The 20,885-nt window shown below is 74.2% G+C and carries 17 protein-coding genes and 1 other RNA gene; 5 read left to right on the top strand and 13 right to left on the bottom strand.

What is annotated here, in order from left to right; all coding sequences use genetic code 11:
- Nucleotides 1-159: 159 nt before the first annotated feature.
- Both ABT345_RS21700 and ABT345_RS21695 read right to left on the bottom strand, forming a co-directional pair.
- Nucleotides 160-2,649 (bottom strand): HelD family protein, encoded by a 2,490-nt coding sequence (locus ABT345_RS21700; protein WP_386460339.1) that lies wholly within the window; start codon nt 2,647-2,649, stop codon nt 160-162.
- 409 nt (nt 2,650-3,058) lie between these two features.
- Nucleotides 3,059-3,823, bottom strand: coding sequence for a CGNR zinc finger domain-containing protein (locus ABT345_RS21695; RefSeq protein ID WP_345084898.1), 765 nt, complete (start codon nt 3,821-3,823; stop codon nt 3,059-3,061).
- A 352-nt stretch (nt 3,824-4,175) separates the two neighbouring features.
- On the opposite strand from ABT345_RS21695, the gene ABT345_RS21690 reads away from it, so the two are divergent.
- Nucleotides 4,176-4,952, top strand: coding sequence for a class I SAM-dependent methyltransferase (locus ABT345_RS21690; protein WP_345084901.1), 777 nt, complete (start codon nt 4,176-4,178; stop codon nt 4,950-4,952).
- A gap of 103 nt (nt 4,953-5,055) precedes the next feature.
- Here the strand turns inward: ABT345_RS21690 and ABT345_RS21685 are convergent, their stop codons facing one another.
- Entirely contained in the window at nt 5,056-6,354 is a 1,299-nt protein-coding gene (locus ABT345_RS21685) for a uroporphyrinogen-III synthase (RefSeq protein ID WP_345084904.1), read from the bottom strand.
- A gap of 391 nt (nt 6,355-6,745) precedes the next feature.
- On the opposite strand from ABT345_RS21685, the gene ABT345_RS21680 reads away from it, so the two are divergent.
- Both ABT345_RS21680 and ABT345_RS21675 read left to right on the top strand, forming a co-directional pair.
- Nucleotides 6,746-6,889, top strand: coding sequence for a hypothetical protein (locus tag ABT345_RS21680; protein WP_345084907.1), 144 nt, complete (start codon nt 6,746-6,748; stop codon nt 6,887-6,889).
- A 227-nt stretch (nt 6,890-7,116) separates the two neighbouring features.
- Nucleotides 7,117-7,890, top strand: coding sequence for a GIDE domain-containing protein (locus tag ABT345_RS21675; RefSeq protein ID WP_345084910.1), 774 nt, complete (start codon nt 7,117-7,119; stop codon nt 7,888-7,890).
- On the opposite strand, the gene ABT345_RS21670 is transcribed toward ABT345_RS21675, so the two are convergent.
- Nucleotides 7,868-8,896: a LysR family transcriptional regulator gene (locus tag ABT345_RS21670; RefSeq protein ID WP_345084913.1), complete on the bottom strand. Its 1,029-nt coding sequence runs from the start codon at nt 8,894-8,896 to the stop codon at nt 7,868-7,870. The two genes, ABT345_RS21675 and ABT345_RS21670, sit on opposite strands and share 23 nt — an antisense overlap.
- 102 nt (nt 8,897-8,998) lie before the next feature.
- Here ABT345_RS21670 and ABT345_RS21665 point away from each other — a divergent pair, with 102 nt between their 5' ends.
- On the top strand, nt 8,999-10,303 hold the full coding sequence (locus ABT345_RS21665) for an MFS transporter (RefSeq protein WP_386460332.1): 1,305 nt from the start codon (nt 8,999-9,001) through the stop codon (nt 10,301-10,303).
- Between the two features lie 32 nt (nt 10,304-10,335).
- Here the strand turns inward: ABT345_RS21665 and ssrA are convergent.
- From ssrA to ftsE, 5 genes are all read right to left on the bottom strand, one after another.
- Nucleotides 10,336-10,705: a transfer-messenger RNA gene (gene ssrA, locus ABT345_RS21660) on the bottom strand.
- Nucleotides 10,706-10,863: 158 nt separating this feature from the next.
- Nucleotides 10,864-11,361, bottom strand: a complete 498-nt coding sequence (smpB, locus tag ABT345_RS21655) for an SsrA-binding protein SmpB (protein WP_345084916.1) — start codon at nt 11,359-11,361, stop codon at nt 10,864-10,866.
- A gap of 18 nt (nt 11,362-11,379) precedes the next feature.
- Nucleotides 11,380-12,567: a S41 family peptidase gene (locus tag ABT345_RS21650; protein ID WP_345084919.1), complete on the bottom strand. Its 1,188-nt coding sequence runs from the start codon at nt 12,565-12,567 to the stop codon at nt 11,380-11,382.
- A gap of 78 nt (nt 12,568-12,645) precedes the next feature.
- Entirely contained in the window at nt 12,646-13,557 is a 912-nt protein-coding gene (gene ftsX / locus ABT345_RS21645; RefSeq protein ID WP_345084922.1) for a permease-like cell division protein FtsX, read from the bottom strand.
- 9 nt (nt 13,558-13,566) lie between these two features.
- Nucleotides 13,567-14,256: a cell division ATP-binding protein FtsE gene (gene ftsE, locus ABT345_RS21640; RefSeq protein WP_030287586.1), complete on the bottom strand. Its 690-nt coding sequence runs from the start codon at nt 14,254-14,256 to the stop codon at nt 13,567-13,569.
- Nucleotides 14,257-14,507: 251 nt separating this feature from the next.
- Between ftsE and ABT345_RS21635 the strand changes: the two genes are divergently transcribed.
- A complete protein-coding gene (locus ABT345_RS21635) occupies nt 14,508-14,696 on the top strand; it encodes a hypothetical protein (RefSeq protein WP_030287589.1) in 189 nt (62 codons plus the stop codon).
- 119 nt (nt 14,697-14,815) lie between these two features.
- Here ABT345_RS21635 and ABT345_RS21630 read toward each other — a convergent pair whose 3' ends face one another.
- From ABT345_RS21630 to ABT345_RS21615, 4 genes are all read right to left on the bottom strand, one after another.
- Entirely contained in the window at nt 14,816-15,754 is a 939-nt protein-coding gene (locus tag ABT345_RS21630) for an LPXTG cell wall anchor domain-containing protein (protein ID WP_345084930.1), read from the bottom strand.
- A 363-nt stretch (nt 15,755-16,117) separates the two neighbouring features.
- Entirely contained in the window at nt 16,118-17,236 is a 1,119-nt protein-coding gene (gene prfB, locus ABT345_RS21625) for a peptide chain release factor 2 (RefSeq protein ID WP_345084933.1), read from the bottom strand.
- 44 nt (nt 17,237-17,280) lie between these two features.
- Nucleotides 17,281-18,588 carry a serine/threonine protein kinase gene (locus tag ABT345_RS21620; protein WP_345084936.1) on the bottom strand — a complete coding sequence of 436 codons (1,308 nt, stop codon included), beginning with the start codon at nt 18,586-18,588 and terminating at the stop codon, nt 17,281-17,283.
- Between the two features lie 251 nt (nt 18,589-18,839).
- Nucleotides 18,840-20,477 carry a serine/threonine-protein kinase gene (locus tag ABT345_RS21615; protein WP_345084939.1) on the bottom strand — a complete coding sequence of 546 codons (1,638 nt, stop codon included), beginning with the start codon at nt 20,475-20,477 and terminating at the stop codon, nt 18,840-18,842.
- Nucleotides 20,478-20,885 lie beyond the last annotated feature (408 nt).

Raw genomic sequence — 20,885 nt, 5'->3', positions numbered from 1 at the left:
CGACCCGCCATGCTCGCCTCGCGGCAAGTGGTCGCTCGTAGCGACGATGGTTGGGCCCGGGGGCTTGGATCGAGCCGGTGCCACGGACAAGGCTAACAAACCCTCCCCGGATGCGAATCCCGTGGCCCGCCACCTTTTTCCGGGCCACCCGGGCGGCCGTCAGTCACGGAGCAGGTCGGGGACCCCGTCGGCGTCCGGCTCGTCGCGATCGCCGGAGAGGACCGTCAGCTGCTGGGTGGCGCGGGTCAGGGCGACGTAGAGCACCCGCAGCCCGGCCGGGGACTCGTCGGCGATCTCGGCGGGCGCCACCACCAGCGCCGCGTCGTACTCCAGCCCCTTCGCCTCCAGGGAGCCGAGGGCGACGACGCGGTCGCCGAGCGGGGCCAGCCAGGCGCGGGCCTGCTCGCGGCGGGCCATCGCCGTGACCACGCCGACGGTGCCGTCCACCTCGGCCAGCAGCCGCCGGGCCTCCGCGACGGTGGCGGCGGCCAGCGCCGCGTCCACCTCTGCTGCGGCCCGGCCGTCCGGGGACGCCACCGCGAACCGCGGCCGCAGGCCCGTCGAGCGGACCGCGTCCGGCGCCGCCATCCCGGGCATCGCCAGCGCCAGGACCTTGGCGGACAGCTCGGCGATCTCGGCCGGGTTGCGGTAGTTGACGGTGAGCTGGAAGCGGCGGCGCGGGCGGGTGCCCAGCGCCTCGTCGCGCGCCTCGGCGGCCTCGTCCGGGTCGGACCACGACGACTGGGCCGGGTCGCCGACGACCGTCCAGGTGGCGTGGCGGCCGCGGCGGCCGACCATCCGCCACTGCATCGGCGTGAGGTCCTGCGCCTCGTCGACGATCACATGGGCGTAGTCGGTGCGCTCCTCCTCCAGACGCTCGCGGCGGCTGCGGCCCGCGGGGGCCCGGTCGGCGGCCGTGGTCAGCTCGTCCAGGCCGGTGAGCTGGTCCAGCGGGTCGGCCTCGCGGGGGCGCGCCGGGCGGGCCGGGGCGCCGAGGATCAGCTGGAGTTCGTCGAGGAGCGCCACGTCGTGGACGGAGAGCGGGCCGTGGCCGCTCGCGTCGAGGCGGCCCAGCGAGCGGGCCAGCCGCCGGACCTCGCGCGGATTGAGGACGCGGCGCGCCCAGCGGCCGAGGGTGCGTTCGTCGGCCATCGCGGCGAGCACCCCGCGCGGCGTCAGCTCCGGCCACCAGGCGTCCAGGAACTCCTGGAACACCGGCTCGGTGGCGACGTCCTCGTCGAAGCCCTGGCGGGCCTCGGCGGCCAGCTCGGGGTCGTGGTAGCGGCGGCCGGCGCCGGACTTCGCCCACAGGGCGTCCAGCAGGAGCCGGCGGGCGCGTGGGCGGAGCAGGTTGACGGGTGCGGTGCCGCCGAGGGCGGTGCGGCGGATGCGGCCCAGGTCGGAGGCTTCCAGCTCGATACGGCCGCCGAAGGCCACCACGCGGAGCCGGTCCGGCGGGCCGGCCGGGGCCTGCGGGGCGTCGTCCTCGTCCAGGAAGGAGAGCTGGGTGTCGTGCCGCGGGGTGGGGGCGGCGGGGGCGGCCGCGTCCAGGGCGCCGCGGGCCGCCTTGCGCAGCAGCTTCTGCATCCGGGCGGAGCCCTTGATCCGGGCCACGTCCGGCGGGTCGTAGGCGGTCGCCTCCGCGCCGTCGACGAGGGAGCCGAGCGCGCGGATCGCGACCTGGCCCTCCTCGCCCAGGGACGGCAGGACGCCCTCGGTGTAGGCGACCAGCAGCGGGGTGGGCGAGACGATGAGGATGCCGCCCGCGTAGCGGCGGCGGTCCTGGTAGAGGAGGTAGGCGGCGCGGTGCAGGGCGACGGCGGTCTTGCCGGTGCCGGGACCGCCCTCGACCTCGGTGACGGACGCGGCGGGCGCCCGGACGACGAGGTCCTGCTCGGCCTGGATGGAGGCGACGATGTCGCGCATGGTGTGGCTGCGGGCCCGGCCCAGCGCGGCCATCAGGGCGCCGTCGCCGATCGCGGGCAGCTCCTCGCCGTCGAGGGTGGCGGTGACGTCGGGGCGCATCAGATCGTCCTCGACGCCGAGGACCCGGCGGCCCTTGGAGCGGATGACGCGACGGCGCACGACGCGGCCGGGCGCGACGGGCGTGGCCCGGTAGAAGGGGGCGGCGGCCGGGGCGCGCCAGTCGATGACCAGCGGGGAGTAGTCCGCGTCGAGGACGCCGAGACGGCCGATGTGCAGCGTCTCGGCGATGGTGGCCCGCCCGTTCGTGACGGCGCCGTCGGCGGGCTCGACGGAGGTGAAGGCGCCGTCGGGGCCCTTCTTGCCGTCCTTGCCGGGGAGCAGGTCGATGCGGCCGAAGAGGAAGTCCTCGTACTCGGAGTTGAGCCGGTTGAGGTGGACGCCGGCCTGGAAGACCTGGGCGTCCCGCTCGGCGAACGCGCCGGGCGTGCCGACCTGGCCGCGCTTGGCGGCGTCGTCCATGAGGAACTCCGCCTCGTGGATCTTCTCCTCCAGGCGGCGGTAGACCCGGTCGAGGTGCGTCTGCTCCGCGGCGATCTCGCGCTCACGGAGCCCCGCGGGCGCGGCGGCGGTGCCGGAGTCCGCGGCGGGCTCCGGGGCGACGGCGTCCGAAGAAGTGTGCTCCGGTGTGTGATCCGGTGCGTGCGTGGCGTTCTGCGCGGCCACCCAGGCCCCCTTCTGGTGTGCGTAGGGCAGCCGTCAACCGTACGCGACCCGGGCACCGTCTGCATCCGATCCACCGCGCGGCGGGCCGGGGAAGGGCTGGTGGGAGGGGCGGGGGCGGTGGGGTGAGGGGTGGTGCGCCGGGCCCTCGGGGCGGGGGCGGTGCGCCGGGGGCGGGGCCTGGCGGGTGCCGGGCCTGCGGGCCGGCCGGGTGCCGGGTCTGGAGGCCGGCCGGGTGCCGGGGACGCGGGCGTGCCGGGTGCTGGGGACGGGGCACGTCGGGTGCGGGGGCACTTCGAGTCCGGGGACACGTCGAGTGCGGGGACACGTCGAGCCCAGGGACACGTCGAGTGCGAGGGCACGTCGAGTGCGAGGGCACGTCGGGTGCCGGGCCCGGGGCGCGCCGGCCCCGTCAGCCCTCCGGCTCCAGGGTTGCGCCCGGCTCCCGGCGGGCGTCGGGCTCCCGGCGGGCGTCCGGCTCCAAGCCGGCGTCCGGCTCCCGGCCCGCACCTCGCGTCACCTCCGCCTCCCCGGCCCCGCGGGCTTCCGACGGCGGCGCCCCCTCGGGCCCCGCGGCCCCCGCGCCCCCCGCCGCTCCCCCGCCCCGGTCCGCCGCGCGCCTGCGGTGCCGGGCGACGCGTGCGCGGTTGCCGCAGACGCCGCTGGAGCACCAGCGGCGGCGCCGGCCGCGGGAGGTGTCCAGGAAGAGCAGGCGGCAGTGGGCGCCCTCGCACCGGCGGAGCCGGTCGCGGACGGCGTGGTCGGTGAGCAGGTCGACGGCGTCGCGGGCGACGGTGGCGAGCAGCGCCGCGCGGTCGGCCGGGCGGGCGAGCCGCGGGGTGAGGGCGCCGTCCGGGCCGCGTACCGCCTCGACTGCGGGCGGACCGGCGGCCGCGGCGGTGGCGTTGAGCAGGTCCAGATCGATCACGGCCTCGCCGCCGGAGAGTTCGGCGTGGACCACCCGCCGCACCACCTCGCGCAGCCCCCGGAAACGCGCCACCCAGCGGCCGTTGACCCCGTCCAGCTCGGTGCCCGGGGGCACCGCCCCGGAACCGGTCAGCCAGTGTCTCAACTGTTCGGGCCCGGTGAGGAGTTCGCCCGCCTTGCCGCAGGTGGCCAGCAGGTCCAGGCAGATCCGCCCGCAGTCGAACCGCAGGCCCTCGTCAGGCGCCGCCATGCTCCTGATCACTCCTTCGGAATCGAGGATGCGACACCAGAGTGCCCGGCGTGACGGGCCGCCGTCACCTCCCGCGCCCGACCCGGCCGGCCCCGCGCACCGCAGCCCCGGCCCGCGCCCCGCCCTTCTCCCGTACGGACGAACCGACCGGCGAACCGACCGGGACCGCACGGCCGTTGACCTCACCCCACGCCATCCGTCGCCGTACGCGCCCCGTCTATACATTCCGCGTATACAGCTGGTGTACAGTCCGGGCCGTGGCGCCGCGGACGGCCCCCGCCTCCGCCCGGCCCGGTATGCCGTGTCGCCCACCGGCGCCCGGCCCGCCCGCACCCGAAGGACGAAGGTCACCATGTCGCGCACCACCTTGCACACCAACCGGTCGAGCCTGTCCCACAAGGTCGGCTACGCGGTCCGCAACCCGGCGAAGATCGCCCCGTACGTCCGCCGCACCGCGCGCGACACCTGGCTGCGGCTGCGCCACCCCGGACATGTCGCCTACTACCGCGCCGTGATGGCCTCCGACGCGGGCCGCAACCCCGAGGCGGCGGTGGGCAGCCAGACGCACGAACGCTGGCTGGCACTGGGGCAGATGCAGTTCGACTACCTCGTGGAGCACGGGCTGACGCCGAAGCAACGGATGCTCGACATAGGCTGCGGCAACCTCCGGGCCGGCTGGCGCTTCATCGCCCACCTCGATGCGGGCCACTACTACGGCATCGACATCTCGCCGGACATCCTGATCTCCGCGAAGAAGACCCTGACCACCTACGGGCTCCAGGACAAGCTGCCGCATCTGACGATCACCCAGGACCTGAAGCTGGACTTCCTGCCGTCCGGCCACTTCGACGTCGTCCACGCCCACAGCGTCTTCTCCCACTCGCCGCTCCCCGTCATCGACGAGTGCCTCGCGCACGTCGGCCGCGTCCTGGCGCCCGGCGGCTTCTTCGACTTCACCTTCGACCGCACCGAGGGCACCGAACACCAGGTGCTGCGCGAGGACTTCTACTACCGCACCGAGACGCTGATCCGCCTCGCCGAGAAGCACGGCCTGCGGGCCCGCTTCATGGACGACTGGGAGACCCGCAAGCACGGCCAGTCCAAGATCCGGGTGACGAACCCGGAGTGAGACCGCACGCGGCGTGCGCGCCGGGTACCCGCCCCGGCTTCCCTTACGGGCGGCCGGCGCGGCCCGTAAGGGACGGGTTCCGCTCCCTTACGGGCCGGGGCCCCTACGCTCCCCCGTACTTCTGCGCGCCCTCCCGCGGATCGAGCGCCAGCCGGTACCCGCGTTTCACGACCGTGTGGATCAGCTTCGGGTCGCCCAGCGCCGTCCGCAGCCGGGCCATCGCCGTCTCGACCGCGTGCTCGTCCCGCCCGGCACCGGGCAGCGCGCGCAGCAGGTCGGCGCGGGAGACCACCCAGCCCGGGCGCCGGACCAGCGCCCGCAGCAGCGCCATCCCGGCCGGGGGCACCGGCCGCAGCGCACCGTCGACCAGCACCGCCCGCCCGCGGATCTCCAGCAGCCGCCCGGCCACCGGCAACCGCCGCGCCCGGCCGGGCAGTTCCCGGCAGAGCAGCTGCACCAGCGGCCCGATCCGGAAGCGTTCGGGCTGGAGGACGGGGATGTCGTACGCCTGGAGCGGCAGCGCGGTGACCGGCCCCACGCACACCGCCGGGACCTCCCGCGTCAGCGCCGCCACCACCTCGCCGCGCATCCCGCGCTCCGCCGCCCGGCGCAGCAGCGAACTGGCCGCCGGTGCGCTGGTGAACGTCACCGCGTCCAGCCCGTGCCCGGTCAGCGCGTCGAGCAGCCGGTCGACCGGTCCCAGGTCGTCCGGCGGCAGCCAGCGGTAGACCGGCACCCCGACGACCTCCGCACCGGCCGCCCGCAGCGCCTCGACGAACCCGGGCAGCGGCTCCCCGTGCAGCTGGACCGCGATCCGCTGCCCGCGCACCCCGTCCGCCAGCAGCCGGTCGAGGACCTCCGCCATGGACTCGGACGCCGGTGACCACTTCTCGGTCAGCCCGGCGGCCCGGATCGCGCCGCGCACCTTGGGGCCGCGCGCCAGCAGCTCCACCCGGGCCAGCCGGTCGAGCAGCGCCTCGCCCAGCCCCCAGCCCTCGGCCGCCTCGATCCAGCCGCGGAAGCCGATGCCGGTGGTCGCGACGACGACGTCCGGCAGGCGGTCGAGCAGTTCACGGGTGGCGGTCAGCAGCTCGGCGTCGTCGGCGAGCGGCACGATGCGCAGCGCCGGTGCGTACACCACCTGCGCCCCGCGCCGCTCCAGCAGCGCCCCCAGCTCCTGCGCCCGCCGCGCCGCGGTCACCCCTACGGTGAACCCGGCCAGCGGCGGCACCTCGCCCGTCCCACGGGGACCGCCCGGCCCGGGGCCCGCGCCGGCCGTCCCGTAGGGGGTGCCGCGGCCGGTGTCCGCACCTGCCGCCCGGTCCGGCCCGGCCGTCGCGCCCGTACCGGCGTCCGGTGCCCGCCCCGCGCCCGTCCCCGCATCCCGCTCTGCCTCGTCCATGGTCGTCGTCCCGCTCCGCCCCGCGTGGTGTGGCCCCCGTCCGCCTCCGGGCCGCCGCGGCTCGGGCGGCGCCGGAACACCGAGTCTGCCAAGGTCCCGTGTCGGCCGCGGACCACCGGGATTTCCCGCCTGTTACCGGGGCGTCGCCGCAGGCGGCACCGCACGGCCCGCCCGCCCCGCACCCGGGCCCCGGCACGCCCCCGGCCACCGCTTCGGACGTATACGACCCGGCGCATACGACCCGGCGCACCGCGCAACGCGCCCGGGAGCCGGGAGCCGGGCGACGACGCGGCGATTCCCCCCGGAACCCGGGGACATCCGGGGCACCGGCGCCCGGGAAGCCCGCCGGTAGACTCCCTCCCCGGCCGGATCCGCACACGGGGGAACACGCATGAAGTGGTGGGAGTGGGCGCTTGGTGGTCTCGCCCTGCTGGTCCTCGGCTGGTTCGCCGTCGGCCATCTGATCCGCGCGGTGCGCCAGACCGCCGGTTCGCTGACCGACACCTACCGCAGACTCCGCGAACTGTTCCGCTGAGCCGCCGCATCCCGCAGGGGACGGCACCGCATCCCGCAGGGGACGGCACCGGCCCCGTAGGGGACGCGCCCGAGCCCGTAGGGGACGCGCCCTGACCCGTACGGGACGGGCGAAGCCCCGTACGGGACGCACCGGAATCCCGTACGGGCCCGGCCACCGAGCGAAGGACCCGGCCGTACGCCGAAGGAAAAGACCCGGCCGCACGTCGAAGGAGTTGAGGGGGACGCGTGATTCCGTTTCTGGGGATCTTCCTCGTCGGACTGGGCGTGGTGAGCGCCTTTCAGCTGCTGCGCGCGAAAAAGCGCGTGCACACCATGATCACCACCGAGACGCTGTCCGCGCAGGAGCTGGCGCAGCTGCACCGGGCGGCGCTCGACGCGGTCGGACCGGGCGCGTTCCGGCAGCTCACCGAGGTCGCCGGGGTCGTCCGGCCGTCTCCGTCCGGCCCGCTGACCTCGGATCTCGCCCAGACCGAGTGCGTCTGGTACCGCACCCGCATCACCCGCAGGTTCGAGACCCGCGGCAGCGGGCCGAACCGGCGCCGGCGGCGCAGCGAGGTGGTGTCGGACTTCCTCAGCCCCACGCCGTTCCTCGTCGAGGACGCCTCGGGCCGGACGACCGTGCTGCCCGGGGACCGGCTGATCGACCAGGCCCCGAAGACCCACGACCGGTTCGAGGTCTACCGGCCCGGCCACGACAAGCCCCTCGGGCTCCTCGACATCCCCGGCATCACCCGCAACGAACGCACCCTCGGCTTCCAGCAGGAGGAGTGGACGGTCGCCGCCGGCTCCCGCTTCTACGCCCGCGGCGAGGCGCGCGACGACGAGCGCGGCGCGCTGACGGTCGGCGCCCCCGAGGACGGCAGCCCGTTCCTGATGGCCGCCGTCTCCGAGCAGGACCTCCTCGGCGTCGAGCGCCGCAAGGCCGCCGTCTTCCGCGCCCTGGCCGTCGTCTGCACCCCGGTGGGCGCCGTCCTGCTCACCCTGGCGTACCTGCTGTAGCGGCGGACGCGCCCCCGGAGGAGGGCGCCCGCGGCACCGCCGTCCCCATCACCGCCGCGTCCTCCTCCGGCAGCCATGCCGGCGCGCCGGGCGGCGTCAGCCAGCGGCCCTCGGCGGCCAGCGCGCGGGCCGCCGCCCGCAGCGCGTCGAGGCCCGGATGCCGCAGCCCCCGTCGCCACACCAGGCTCACCGGCGACAGCGGCACCGGATCCGCCAGCGGCCGCAGCACCATCCCGGGGACCTCGATGAACTCCGTGCTCGCCAGCACCGACCAGCCCCGCTTCCGCACCATCCGGACGAACTCCCGCTCCCCGTCGATCTCCGGGAACGGCGCGGCCATCACGATCCCCCGGCCCGCGAAGAGCCGCGCCGCGAGGTCGGTCCACTCCGTGGTCCGCGCATTGCCGGCGGCCGCGTACAGCGTCTCCCCGGCCAGCGCGGACAGCGGCACGGCCGCCCGCCCGGCCAGCGGATGCCCCGCTTCCAGCAGCACCGCCATCGGCTCCAGCCGCACCGGCTGCTGCGCCAGGCCCGCCCGCACCCCCGGCTCCAGCCCGGCGTACCGGCCGAACGACACGTCCAGCCGCCCGGCCGCGATCTCCCCGGCCGCGCCCGCCAGCCCGCCGTGGAAGCGCGCCACCAGCTCACAGCTGTCCGGCAGCCGCTCCCGGGCCGCCTCCAGCACCCGGTGCCCCGTCCCGACCGGCGCCCCGACGTCGACCAGCAGCGGCCGGTCCGCGGTGGCCCCGAACGCGTCGGCCAGCGCCTCGTGGGCCGCCAGCACCCGCCGCGCGTACGGCAGCAGCCGCTCCCCGTCCGCCGTCAGCGCCACCCGCCGCGTCGTCCGGACGAACAGGCTCGCCCCCACCTCCCGCTCCAGCCGCCGCACATCCCGGCTGAGCGCCTGCTGGGCGATGTGGAGCCGGGCCGCGGCGCGGGTGAAATGGAGTTCGTCGGCGACGGCGGTGAAGGCACGCAGCAACCGGGGGTCGATGTCACGGGGCATCGCGCCAGCCTGGCAGCCGGGCACCGAACTCACAACGGAGTTGCGTGAAAGGGCCGTTGACAGGTGTTGGACGCGCCGCGCGCGCCCGGCCACCGTAAAAGGGTGATCCTCTTCCTCGCCGCCCGCCCCGTGACCGCCCGCCCCGCGCGCCCCCGGCGCCCCTCCCCGCTCGCCCCCTACGCCCGCCTCTTCGCCCGGCCCGGCGCCCGCGCGTTCACCGCCGCCGGGCTGCTGGCGCGGCTGCCGATGGGCATGCTGAACGTCAGCGCGCTGCTGATGATCGCCCGCATCCACGGCTCGTACGCGCTGGCCGGAGCGGTCACCGCGACCGCCCTCGCCGCCACCGCGGTCGTCGGTCCCTGGACGGCGCGGCTCGTCGACCGCCACGGCCAGGCCCGCGTCGCCGTCCCGGCCACCGCCCTCGCCGTCGCGGGATCCGTCGCGCTCGTGCTCTGCGTTCGCGGCGGCGCCCCGGTCTGGACGCTCTTCCTCTGCACCGCGGCGACCGCCACCACCCCGAACACCGGCGGCATGGCCCGGGCCCGCTGGGCGCATCTGCTGCGCGACGACCCGGCCGCCCGGCACACCGCCCACTCCTTCGAACAGGCCGCGGACGAACTCTGCTTCCTGCTCGGCCCGTTGCTGGCCACCTTGCTGTGCACCACGCTCTTCCCGGAGGCCGGCACCACCGTCGCCGCCGCCCTGCTGCTCACCGGCGTCCTGCTCCTCGCCGCCCAGCGTCGCACCGAACCGCCGGTCGCCGCGCCCGCACCGAGCGCGGCCCGCCCGGCCCGCTCCCCGCTCCGCACGCCCGGCCTGCCGCCGCTGCTGGCGGTCTTCACCGCCACCGGCGCGGTCTTCGGCTCGATGGAGGTGGTCACCGTCGCCTACGCCGACGGGCACGGCGCGCGGTCCGCCGCGGGGGCGATGCTGGCGCTCCAGGCGGCCGGGTCCTGCGTCGCGGGGCTGCTGTGCGGGCTGCGGCCGCCCGCCGCGCAGCCGCGCCGGCGGCTGGTGGCCGCGCTCACCGCGATGGCCGCACTGCTGACGGCGGTGCCGCTCGCCGCCGCCACCGGACGGCTGCCGCTCGTCGCCGGTGCGCTCCTGGTCGCCGGGGCGGCCACCGCCCCCGCCATGATCGCCGGAATGGCGCTGCTGACCGCCCGGACCCCCGCCGAGCGGCTGAACGAGGGGATGACGCTGGCGGTGACGGCGCTGCTGACCGGCATCGCGGCCGGTTCGGCGGCCGGCGGCCGCACCGTGGACCTGCTGCCGCCCGGCGCCGCGGGCCCCTACGCCGTACCCGCCCTGGCGGCGGCGCTCGCCCTGGCGGTGGCGCTGGCTACGACGCGGCGCCCGGCACCGGCCACGGCGGCCGTGGAAACGACTCAGGCCCCGGCGTCCTGACGGACATCCGGGGCCTGGGCCTCACATGGGAATTGTGGAGATGGCGGGAATCGAACCCGCGTCCAACGGTGCGGAATCAGGGCTTCTCCGAGTGCAGTCCGCTGCGATTTTCTCGGCCCCGGAGATCACGCGGACAAGTCTCCGACGGGCTCAGTCACTGTTTGATTTCCTTCTGAACCCCGTGACCGGGATCAGAAGTTTAGTTCCCTAGCTGATGCCAGGATCCGGGTCGGGAACATCCCCGGGCTGACACTTCGCAGGTCGCTACTTAGGCAGCGAGGGCGAAGGAATCGCGCTTGGTGTTGGCGATTATTGGTTGCGACACATGGTTAACGAGATCATTGCCGCTTCCTCGACTCGCTTCCCCTGCTTCGACATCCGCTGTCGAAACCGATCATCCCCATGTTGTTTTTTCAAAAGCACCGCGCCCCGCCCGGCGAAAGCCGGACAACGGTCACGGGACCGCACACCCTCGCTGGGGTGCGTAGCCATCGTACGTGAACAACGCGCGACGGTGCCAGCGTATTCCGGGGCCGGCGGCGGGCGGCTCGCCCCGCAGGTCAGCCGCGCTGGCGACGGCGCGCCGCGGAGACCGCGCGCTCCGCCTCACGGCGGTCCTGCTGCTCGCGGAGCGTCTGCCGCTTGTCGTACTCCTTCTTGCCCTTGGCCAGCGCGATCTCGACCTTCGCCCGGCCGTCCTTGTTGAAGTAGAGCGCCAGCGGCACGACCGTATGACCGGATTCCTGGCTCTTGGCGTCCAGCTTGTCGATCTCCGCGCGGTGCATCAGCAGCTTCCGCTTCCGGCGGGCCGCGTGGTTGGTCCAGGTGCCCTGTGCGTATTCGGGAATGTGCACGTTGTGCAGCCATGCCTCGTTGCCGTCGATGTGGACGAAACCGTCGACGAGCGAGGCGCGGCCCTGCCGGAGCGACTTCACCTCGGTACCGCTCAGCACCAGACCGCACTCATAAGTGTCCAGAATGTGGTAATCGTGGCGCGCTTTCTTGTGCTGCGCGACGAGCTTGCGCCCGGGATCCTTGTCCTTCTTCTGCTTAGCCATAGTCCTGCCATTTTCGCACTAAGCCCCGGTGCCGAGGCCACTCAATACCGTGACGGCCCGCGCGGTCGCCCCGTCCCCGACGCTGAGGTCCGGCGTGATCCCGTGCCCGTCGACCGTCCGCCCGGCCGGAGTGCGGTAATGGCCGACGGTCAGCTCCGCGACCGACCCGTCCGGCAGCGTGCTCGGCATCTGCACCGACCCCTTCCCGAAGGTCGGCGCGCCGACGACCACCGCCCGGCCGCGGTCCTGCAACGCCCCGGCCAGCAGCTCGGCCGCGCTCATCGTGCCGCCGTCGACGATCACCACCAGCGGCACCCGGGTGTTCTTGCCGTCGGCCGCGTACAGCGCCCGCTGGCGGCCGTGCACGTCGTACGTCGCGACCAGCCCGCCGTCGAGGAAGGCGGAGGCGGCGGCGGTGGCCTCGTCGACCAGGCCGCCGGTGTTGCCGCGCAGATCCAGCAGGAGACCGGCGCCCGGCGGGGCGGCGCGCACCGCGTCCCGGATCGCCGCGCCGCTGCCCTTCGTGAACGCCGCGACCCGGATCCGCACCGGGCCCGACGCCCCGGCCGGACGGTCCGTGGTGACGTCCTGGCTGCGCAGCCGGGCGCGGTGGACGGTGGTGGTCCATTTCCGGGCGCCGCGCTGGAACGCCAGCTCGACGGGGGTACCGGCGCGCCCCCGGCCAACCGTGCCGTCGCCGCGCAGCAGGCCCACGACCTCGGTGACCGGACGGCCCCGGACCGGACGGCCGTCGACCGCCACCAGCCGGTCGCCCCGGGCGGTCCCGGCGCGGTCCGCGGGGCCGCCGGAGCGCACCCGTGAGACCTCCATCCGGCCGCCGCGCGCCTGCCGCAGCCAGAGCCCGACGCCGACGTAGTCCCCGTCGAGCTGCCGCTGGAAGTCCTCGAACTCCCCGGCGGTGTAGATCGTCGACCAGCGGTCGCCGCTGCGGCTGACCACCTCGGCCGCCGCCTGCGCCCCGGACTTCCCGGCGGCCATCGCCTCGGCCGCCGCCTTCTCGACCGCCGCCCGGTCGGCCGTACGGGTGCCGGCCGCGGCGCGCGGCTCGGGGCGGGGGTGCGCGGTGTGGCCGGCGTGCCAGCTGCCCGCGGCGGCGCCGGTCACCAGGACGGTCGCGAGAGTCAACGCCGACGCCGTGCCGCGGCGGATGCGGCGGGGCCTGACGGACAGACACGGGCGCAACATGGCGGTGAGTCTAGGCGACGCAAAGGCGCCGCACGGTGAGTTGACCGTACGGCGCCTGTTGCCGGGGGCGGGGGGATGTCACACCTTGAGGTACTTGCGCAAGGCGAAGAACGCGGCGAAGGCGGGCATCACCAGACCGATGAGGAGGATCAGCGGCAGGACGGAGACGACCGAATCCCAGCCGATGAAGTCCACGACCTTGATCTTCTCGGCCAGCCAGTTGTTGATCAGGGCGTACTTGCCGCCGATGATCAGCACACAGGCGAAGGCGGCGCCGATCAGGCCCGCGATGGCCGCCTCCATGATGAACGGCATCTGGATGTAGAAGCTGGAGGCACCGACCAGCCGCATGATGCCGGTCTCCCTGCGGCGGCTGAACGCCGACACCCGGACGGTGTTGACGATCAGCAGCAGCGCAACGACCAGCATCAGGCCCATGACGCAGAGCGCCGCGATCCGCATGCCGTCGAGGAGGTTGAACAGCGGCTCGACGGTGTCGCGTTGGTCCTGGACCTCCTGGACACCGGGCCGCTCGGAGAACGCCGACTTGATGACCTCGTACTTCGTCGGGTCCTTCAGCTTGACCCGGAAGGACTCCGGCAGCTGGTCGGGCGTGACCAGACCGGCGACGGGCGTGTCGCCGAACTGCTCCTTGTAGTGCTTGTACGCCTGGTCGCTGGACTCGTAGAGGACCGGCTTCTGCACGATCGGCAGCCGCTCCAGGTCCGCTTTGATCTCCGCCTTCTGCTGCTCGGTCGCGGCGCCCTTGGCGCAGTTGGCGCCGGAGGGGTCGTTCTTGTTGCAGAAGAAGATGGAGACGTTGACCTTGTCGTACCAGTAGCCCTTCATGGTGTCGACCTGGTCGCTCATCAGCAGCGAGGCGCCGAACAGACCGAGCGAGAGGGCTACGGAGACGATGACGGCGAAGGTCATCGTGAGGTTACGGCGGAGACCGACGCCGATCTCCGACAGGACGAACTGGGCGCGCATGGCGTCCTTTCAGTGCTGGTAGCCGTAAACGCCGCGCGACTGGTCGCGTACGAGCCGGCCCTTCTCTAGTTCCATGACCCGCTTACGCATCTGGTCGACGATCTGCTGATCGTGGGTGGCCATGACCACCGTCGTACCGGTCCGGTTGATCCGGTCCAGCAGCTTCATGATGCCGACGGAGGTCTGCGGGTCGAGGTTGCCGGTCGGCTCGTCCGCGATGAGGAGCATGGGGCGGTTGACGAAGGCACGCGCGATGGCGACGCGCTGCTGCTCACCACCGGACAGCTCGCCCGGCATGCGGTCCTCCTTGCCGCCCAGACCAACGAGTTCGAGGACCTCGGGGACCGTCTTGCGGATCTGGCCGCGCGGCTTGCCGATGACTTCGAGGGCGAAGGCGACGTTCTGGCCGACCGTCTTGTTGGGAAGGAGCCGGAAGTCCTGGAAGACGGTGCCCAACTGGCGCCGCATCTGCGGCACCTTCCAGTTGGACAGCTTCGCGAGGTCCTTCCCCAGCACGTGCACGGCACCGTGGCTGGCGCGCTCCTCGCGCAACAGCAGCCGCAGGAAGGTGGACTTACCGGAGCCCGAGGAGCCCACCAGGAAGACGAACTCGCCACGCTCGATCTCCAGGGAGACATCCCTGAGTGCGGGGCGGTTCTGCTTCGGGTAAGTCTTGGAGACGTTGTCGAATCGGATCACAGATGCACCACGGTCGACCTGGGTAGGGGCACGGGTTGCCGGGTTGCGGCTCCCGTCGGTGTGCGTGACCCTACGCGAACCTCATTCGGCGGCGTAGTCAGCATCCGTGGTTGGTGCGTTTGGTCACGGCGCCCGGGGGACAAAACCAGTCCATTCCGGCGGGACGCGCCGTTCGGTGACCGAGCTGGCACAGTGGTAGAGGGAACACTCACGTCCCCCGGAGCGTTGGGGCGGAGGAAGAAGGAGGTCGCATGACGTACGACCGATTGGTGTGCGCCAACTGCGCGGCCCCTGTGAACGAGGGCCGCTGCCCCGTGTGCCGCGCCAGCCGTGAGCGGCTTCAGCAGCAGAGCCTGTTCGCCCAGGTCAACCCGGCACTGCTGGTGGCGCTGCTGGTGGCCCTCGTCGCGGTGGGGCTGCTGCTGCACCAGGCCGTCTGAGGCGGCGGTGCGCTCCCGCGCCCCGTGCGCGGTGACGCCGGGTGAGGTGTCCGGTACGGCCCGAGGGCCCGGTGCGCGGTGGCGCTCCGGGCCCTCGGTCGTGGTGCTGCGGATCGGCGTCAGGCCGCGGCCGCGCCGCCACCGTTCTTGTTGATCAGGCGCGGCATCAGGCGGAAGCCGATACCACCGGCGATCATCGTCGCGGCGCCCACCAGCAGGAAGGTCGTACCGGAGGCACCGGTCTCGGCCAGCTCGCCGCCCTTGGGCTGCTGCTTGGCCGGGCCGGGGGTGTCCCCGATCTGCTCGTTGGCCTGGCCCGGCTGCTCGATCGGCTTGCTGCCGGCGTTGTCGGTGCCGGTGCCGTCGCCGGTGGAGCCGCTGGTGCCGTGACCACCGGTGCTGCCGCCGTTGCCGTGGCCACCGGAGTTACCGCCGGTGCCGTGGCCGCCGGAGTTGCCACCGTTGTCGTGACCGCCGTTGGTGCCGCCGTTGTCGTGGCCGCCGTTGGCGCCACCGTCGGTGGTGCCGCCATCGGTGGTGCCACCGTCGGTCGTACCACCGTCAGTCGTGCCGCCATCGGTCGTCCCGCCATCGGTGGTGCCACCGTCAGTGGTGCCGCCGTCGGTGGTGCCGCCGTCGGTCGTACCACCGTCAGTGGTGCCACCGTCGGTGGTGCCGCCATCGATCGTGCCGCCATCGGTGGTGCCACCGTCGGTCGTGCCACCGTCGGTCGTGCCGCCGTCCACGGTGCCGCCGTCGGTACCGGCGATCGAGCCGCCGTCGGTGCCCGCGATGGAGCCGCCGTCGGAGCCGCCGCTGTCCTGGCCGCCGTCCTCGCCGCCGGTGGTGCCGCCGTTGTCGTCACCGCCGGTGGAACCGCCGTTGCCGCCGATGTGGCAGAGGTCGAAGATGTCCCAGTCCGGGCACGGCTTCTGGCCCTGAACCTGACCCTCGGGCGTCGCCGCGGAGGCGGCGCCGGCGGCGGTGAGCGACGCACCGGCCGCGATCACCGCACCGGCCGCAATGCGCGCTACGCGCAGCCGCGTCTTCTTGGTCATATGTCTGCTACCCCCAGTAGCTGAACTCGTTATGGAGCACCGCTGTACGGGGGCGCGGACCGGGGCGTATACGAAACCTGACACCGCCTCGGCGGGCCTGCCGTCTCCCCGTTCGACGCACGCCCCGGACAGACGTATGCCGATCCCAGCCTTCCGAGTTCTCCCGGCATCGTCAAGGTCGAATAAAGTCGCGGCGTCCGAAAGAGTAGGAATTGGGCGTTACATGGACGTACGACTGTGACCTGGCCGCCGAAAGCAAAAACAACTGCCCTCCGAGGAGGAACAGTTGTTTCCACGTCGCCGCGGGTGGCGCGGGCGGCGGCCGCGGGGTGCGGCGGGGCCGGTGTGCGGGGCGCGGGCGCCCTACTTCCCGGCCTCCTGCTCCTGCTGCTTGCGCCAGCGGATGCCCGCCTCCAGGAAGCCGTCGATGTCGCCGTCGAGGACCGCCGTCGGGTTGCCGACCTCGAACTCCGTGCGCAGGTCCTTGACCATCTGGTACGGGTGCAGGACGTACGAACGCATCTGGTTGCCCCAGGAGTTGCCGCCGTCGCCCTTGAGCGCGTCCATCTTCGCCTGCTCCTCCTGGCGGCGGCGCTCGAGGAGCTTCGCCTGGAGGACGTTCATCGCGGTCGCCTTGTTCTGGATCTGCGAGCGCTCGTTCTGGCAGGAGACGACGATGCCGGTGGGGATGTGCGTCAGGCGGACCGCGGAGTCCGTGGTGTTGACGCCCTGGCCGCCGGGGCCGGAGGAGCGGTAGACGTCCACCCGCAGCTCGGACTCGTCGATCTCGATGTGGTCGGTCTGCTCGACGACCGGCAGCACCTCGACGCCGGCGAACGACGTCTGGCGGCGGCCCTGGTTGTCGAACGGCGAGATGCGCACCAGACGGTGGGTGCCCTGCTCGACCGAGAGGGTGCCGTAGGCGTACGGGACCTGGACGGCGAAGGTGGTCGACTTGATGCCGGCCTCCTCGGCGTACGAGGTCTCGTACAGCTCGGTCTTGTAGCCGTGGCGCTCGGCCCAGCGCAGATACATCCGCTGGAGCTTCTCGGCGAAGTCCGCGGCGTCCACGCCGCCGGCCTCGGCGCGGATGTTGACGACGGCCTCACGGGAGTCGTACTCGCCGGAGAGCAGGGTGCGGACCTCCAGCTCGTCGACCGCCTTGCGGACGGCGGCCAGCTCGCTCTCGGCCTCGGTGCGGGTGTCCTCGTCGTCCTCGGCCTCGGCCAGCTCGAAGAGGACCTCCAGGTCGTCGACGCGGCCGCGCAGCTCCTCGGCGCGGCGCAGCTGGCCCTGGAGGTACGAGAGCCGGCTGGTGATCTTCTGTGCGCTCTCCGGGTCGTCCCACAGGGACGGGGCCGCGGCCTGCTCCTCGAGCACGGCGATATCGGCCCTCATCTTGTCGAGGTCCAGGACGGCCTCGATCGACCCCATGGTCGAGGAGAGGGACTTCAGCTCTTCGGAAACATCGACGACTGCCACGCACCCAGCCTAACGGCTGCCGCCGACAGTGTGGCCCGGCCCCGTCAGGGAGCCGCGGGATCGGGCTGCTCGATGCCGGGTCCGGCGTCGCCCTGATCGCCGTCGCCCGAGGCCAGCCAGGTGCCCAGGCCCACCGCGACGACCAGTCCGGCGGCCGCGGCGCCCAGCCGGACGCGGCGGCGGCGCACCGCCTCCGGTGACGAGCGGTGACGGGCCGACCCCGCACGGCGCTCGCCCGCCGCCCGCGGGGCGCGCGCGGTGCCGTGCGCGCCGCCGGCCAGCTCGTCCGGGCCGGGGACCCGCATGCTGGTGTGCGTCTCGCGGTTCGAGTCGGGCGCGGCGCCCTGGACGAGCGCGACGGAGCCGCGCGGCGGGGCGGCCTCGCCGGTGGCGGCCGGTGTGGCGTCGGCGTCCTTGGGGGCGGGCTCGTCCTCGGCGGCGCCGTCCGGGCCCTCCTCGTCGTCCGGCTCGTCGATGTCGAGGGGCGGCATCCCGGCCAGCCCCGGGAGCAGCTCGCGCAGCCGGGCGGCCAGCTCGGGGGCGCGCAGCCGGGAGGCGGGCGCCTTGGCGAGGCACTGCAGGAGCAGCTGCCACAGCTCGTCCGGGATGCCCGGCAGCGGCGCGACCCGCTCGGTGACATGGCGGCGCAGCACGGCGCCGGGGTGCCCGCCGCCGAACGGCGTGAACCCGGCCAGCATCTCGTACAGGACGGTGGCCAGCGCGTAGACGTCGACGGAGGCGCGCGGCGGGAGGCCCTCGATGATCTCGGGGGCGAGGTAGTCGGGGGTGCCGATGACCTTGGCGGAGCGGAGGGTGGCGGGGCCGGAGCCGGCGGCGGGCTGGGGCAGGCGGCGCGGGGAGTCGACGAGGCGGGCGATGCCGAAGTCGGTGAGGAGCGCGGGGTGCGCGCCACCGGGGCCGAGGGGGCCCTGCATGTCCAGGAGGACGTTCTCCGGCTTGACGTCGCGGTGGACGATCCGGGCGGCGTGCGCGGCGGCGAGGGCGTCGGCGACGTCGGCGGCGATGGCGACGGCCGCCTCCGGGGCGAGCCGCCGTTCGCGCTCCAGCCGGGTGCGCAGGTCGGTGCCGCGGACCAGGTCCATGACCAGCGCCAGGTCGTTGCCGTCGACCACGAGGTCGCGCACGCCGACGACCCGCGGGTGGTCCAGGCTCAGCAGCGCCGTCCGCTCCTGGACGAAGCGGCCGACCAGCTCCTGGTCGGAGGCGAGGTCCTCACGCAACAGCTTGATGGCCACGGCCCCTTCGGGGCCCTCGCCCAGCCATACCGTGCCCGCACTGCCGCGCCCCAGGATCTGGTGGGCGGTGTACCGGCTGCCGATCTTCCGTGCCAAGACTGCTCCGACGTGTCGGGCCCCCGAGCGTCCTGCGGGGGCTGAGGTTGACGACAAAGCTACGCGGACGGCGGGGCGTTCCGTGCCCGGGACGGCGGCAACCTTCCGTTCTGGGGGAGAAATCACCGGCGGAAGTCGACAAATCCACTGGCCGGCCCGGGGATCGGCGCCCGGACCGGCGGCCGCGAACGGCACGGTGCCCCGGGTGTGTCACCCGGGGCACCGTGTTGCCTCGCTCTCGGACGGCGGCGCTATCCGAGGTTCTTGACGAAGTGCTCGATGTCCCGGTAGGTCGAGCCGATCCAGTCGAAGAAGCCCTTGGTCGTGCCGATCCACTCCGGCGGGATCATCTGCCAGATCAGCCAGCCGGCGACGAAGAGGATCACGAGGGTGAACAGGCAGCCCTTGAGGCAGCCGAGGCCCGGGATCCGCATCGGGTTGGCGCTGCGGCGGCGCGGCTCCCGGGGCGGGCGGGGCTCGCGGGCCGGCGGGGGCTCCGGTTCGTAGCGCTGCGGCGGCGGCTCCTGGCGACGCTGCGGGGCCGGCGGGCGCTGCTGCTGCGGGGGCTGCTGCTGGGCGTACGGGACCGGCTGCGGAGCGTACGGCTGCTGGTGCTGCGGCGGCTGCTGCGGGGCCGGGCGGCGCTGCGGGCGGCGGCACAGCGGGTCCTCGCTCGGGTCGAGGTACTGCACCTGCGTCTGGTCGTTGCGGTCGCGCGCGGCCCGCATCTGGGACTCCCAGGGGTGCGGCCCGTCGGGCTCCTGGGGGCCGCCCGCGGGGGGCCCGCCGGGCATCGGCGGCACCGGCGGCATGGCGCGTGTCGGGGCGGGCCCGCCGGGGGCGCCGGTCGCGGGCAGCACGCTGGTGGCGGCGGCCGGGTCGACGGCGGCGGCGCCGGTGGGCAGCACCTGGGTGGGCTCGGCGTCACCGCTGCCGCCGCCGTCGCCCTCCGTGCCGGGGACCTGCGCCGGGGACGGGTCCGGGGCGAGCAGCGCGGCGACGCCGAGCGCCGCCTCGGCCTGCTCCGGGGTGGCGTGCGCGCCGACACCGGCGGCGACGGTGCGCAGCGCGCGGGCGAGGTTCTCGGCGCTCGGCCGCTCCTCGGGGCGCTTGCGCAGGCAGCGCTCGATGACCGTCCACAGGGGCTCGGGGACGGATCCGGGGCGCTGCGGCTCCTCGCTGAGGTGGCGGTGGAGCACCTCCAGGGCGGTCGAGCCGGCGAACGGCGGACGGCCGGTGACCAGCTCGTACAGCAGGATTCCGGCGCCGTAGATGTCGACGGCGGAGGTCTGCGGGCGGCCCTCGGCGGACTCCGGGGCGACGTAGGCGGGGGTGCCGACGAACTCGTGGGTGCGGGTCAGGCCCGGGGAGTCGGCGAGGCGGGCGATGCCGAAGTCGGTCAGCATCGGGTGCATCTCGCCGTCGCCGTCGGACCCGGCGAGCAGGACGTTGGCGGGCTTGAGGTCGCGGTGGACGATGCCGTCGGCGTGGCTGGCGGCGAGGGCGTCGGCGATCTGCGCGGTGAGCAAGGACGCGGCGACCGGGCTGAGCGGGCCGTTGTCCCGGAGGTAACGGTGCAGGTCGGGGCCGTCGACGAGGTCCATGACCAGGGCCAGCAGATCGCCCTCGACCACGAGGTCGCGGGTGCGGACGATGTTGGGGTGGGTCAGGCGCAGCAGGACGGAGCGCTCCCGCAGGAAGCGCATCACCACGTCCGCGTCGTTCGCCAGCTCCTCCTTGAGGACCTTGATCGCGACCGTCTCGCCGGGCTCGCCGGCGACGGCCGCCTCGGCGCCCGCCGCCTCCCTCTGGCGCGCACGCCAGACGGTGCCCGTGGCGCCGCGTCCCAGCGGCTCGTCGAGCAGGTACTTGCTGCCTACCGGCCGCACGTCATGCGCTCCCTGGTCGGTGATCAACTGTTGCCGGTCCGCTGGGTCGTTCCGCGGCCCGTCGCCCCACTGTAGTTGCCGCTGCTCCCGCGGTCGGCGTTGCGCTGCCGCGTCGCCTGTGGTGGCTCGTGGGGAAGACGCGGGGTGGGGGCGGATGGTTGCGTGGCGCAGGCCCGGGGTGTCCGCGCCGTGGCGGGGTCGGTTTTCGGCCGGAAGGGGCGGACGGGGCGGGGCCGGCGCCCGCCGTCATCCCCCGCCCACGCGGCGTCACGGGCGTTCCCGGCAAGATCATTGCGCCCCGGTCGGCGGACGGGTTGTCAGCGGCAGGTGCGAGGATGCACCCAGCACACGTGCCGTGGACGCCGTTCCCGCCCGCGGCGCGGCAGGTGGGACTTGTACGAGTCGATG

This window comes from Streptomyces sp. NPDC000404 (assembly GCF_040300365.1).
Classification (GTDB): Bacteria; Actinomycetota; Actinomycetes; order Streptomycetales; family Streptomycetaceae; genus Streptomyces; species Streptomyces ramulosus.
This window is presented reverse-complemented; position numbering and strand designations above follow the sequence as displayed.

Excerpts from the sequence above, each read along its gene's own strand:
- ABT345_RS21695 (WP_345084898.1), bottom strand. The coding sequence starts at position 3,823 with ATGGCGGCGCCTGACGAGGGCCTGCGGTTCGACTGCGGGCGGATCTGC.
- ABT345_RS21690 (WP_345084901.1), top strand. The coding sequence starts at position 4,176 with ATGTCGCGCACCACCTTGCACACCAACCGGTCGAGCCTGTCCCACAAG.
- ABT345_RS21685 (WP_345084904.1), bottom strand. The coding sequence starts at position 6,354 with ATGGACGAGGCAGAGCGGGATGCGGGGACGGGCGCGGGGCGGGCACCG.
- ABT345_RS21680 (WP_345084907.1), top strand. The coding sequence starts at position 6,746 with ATGAAGTGGTGGGAGTGGGCGCTTGGTGGTCTCGCCCTGCTGGTCCTC.
- ABT345_RS21670 (WP_345084913.1), bottom strand. The coding sequence starts at position 8,896 with ATGCCCCGTGACATCGACCCCCGGTTGCTGCGTGCCTTCACCGCCGTC.
- smpB (WP_345084916.1), bottom strand. The coding sequence starts at position 11,361 with ATGGCTAAGCAGAAGAAGGACAAGGATCCCGGGCGCAAGCTCGTCGCG.
- ABT345_RS21650 (WP_345084919.1), bottom strand. The coding sequence starts at position 12,567 with ATGTTGCGCCCGTGTCTGTCCGTCAGGCCCCGCCGCATCCGCCGCGGC.
- ftsX (WP_345084922.1), bottom strand. The coding sequence starts at position 13,557 with ATGCGCGCCCAGTTCGTCCTGTCGGAGATCGGCGTCGGTCTCCGCCGT.
- ABT345_RS21635 (WP_030287589.1), top strand. The coding sequence starts at position 14,508 with ATGACGTACGACCGATTGGTGTGCGCCAACTGCGCGGCCCCTGTGAAC.
- ABT345_RS21630 (WP_345084930.1), bottom strand. The coding sequence starts at position 15,754 with ATGACCAAGAAGACGCGGCTGCGCGTAGCGCGCATTGCGGCCGGTGCG.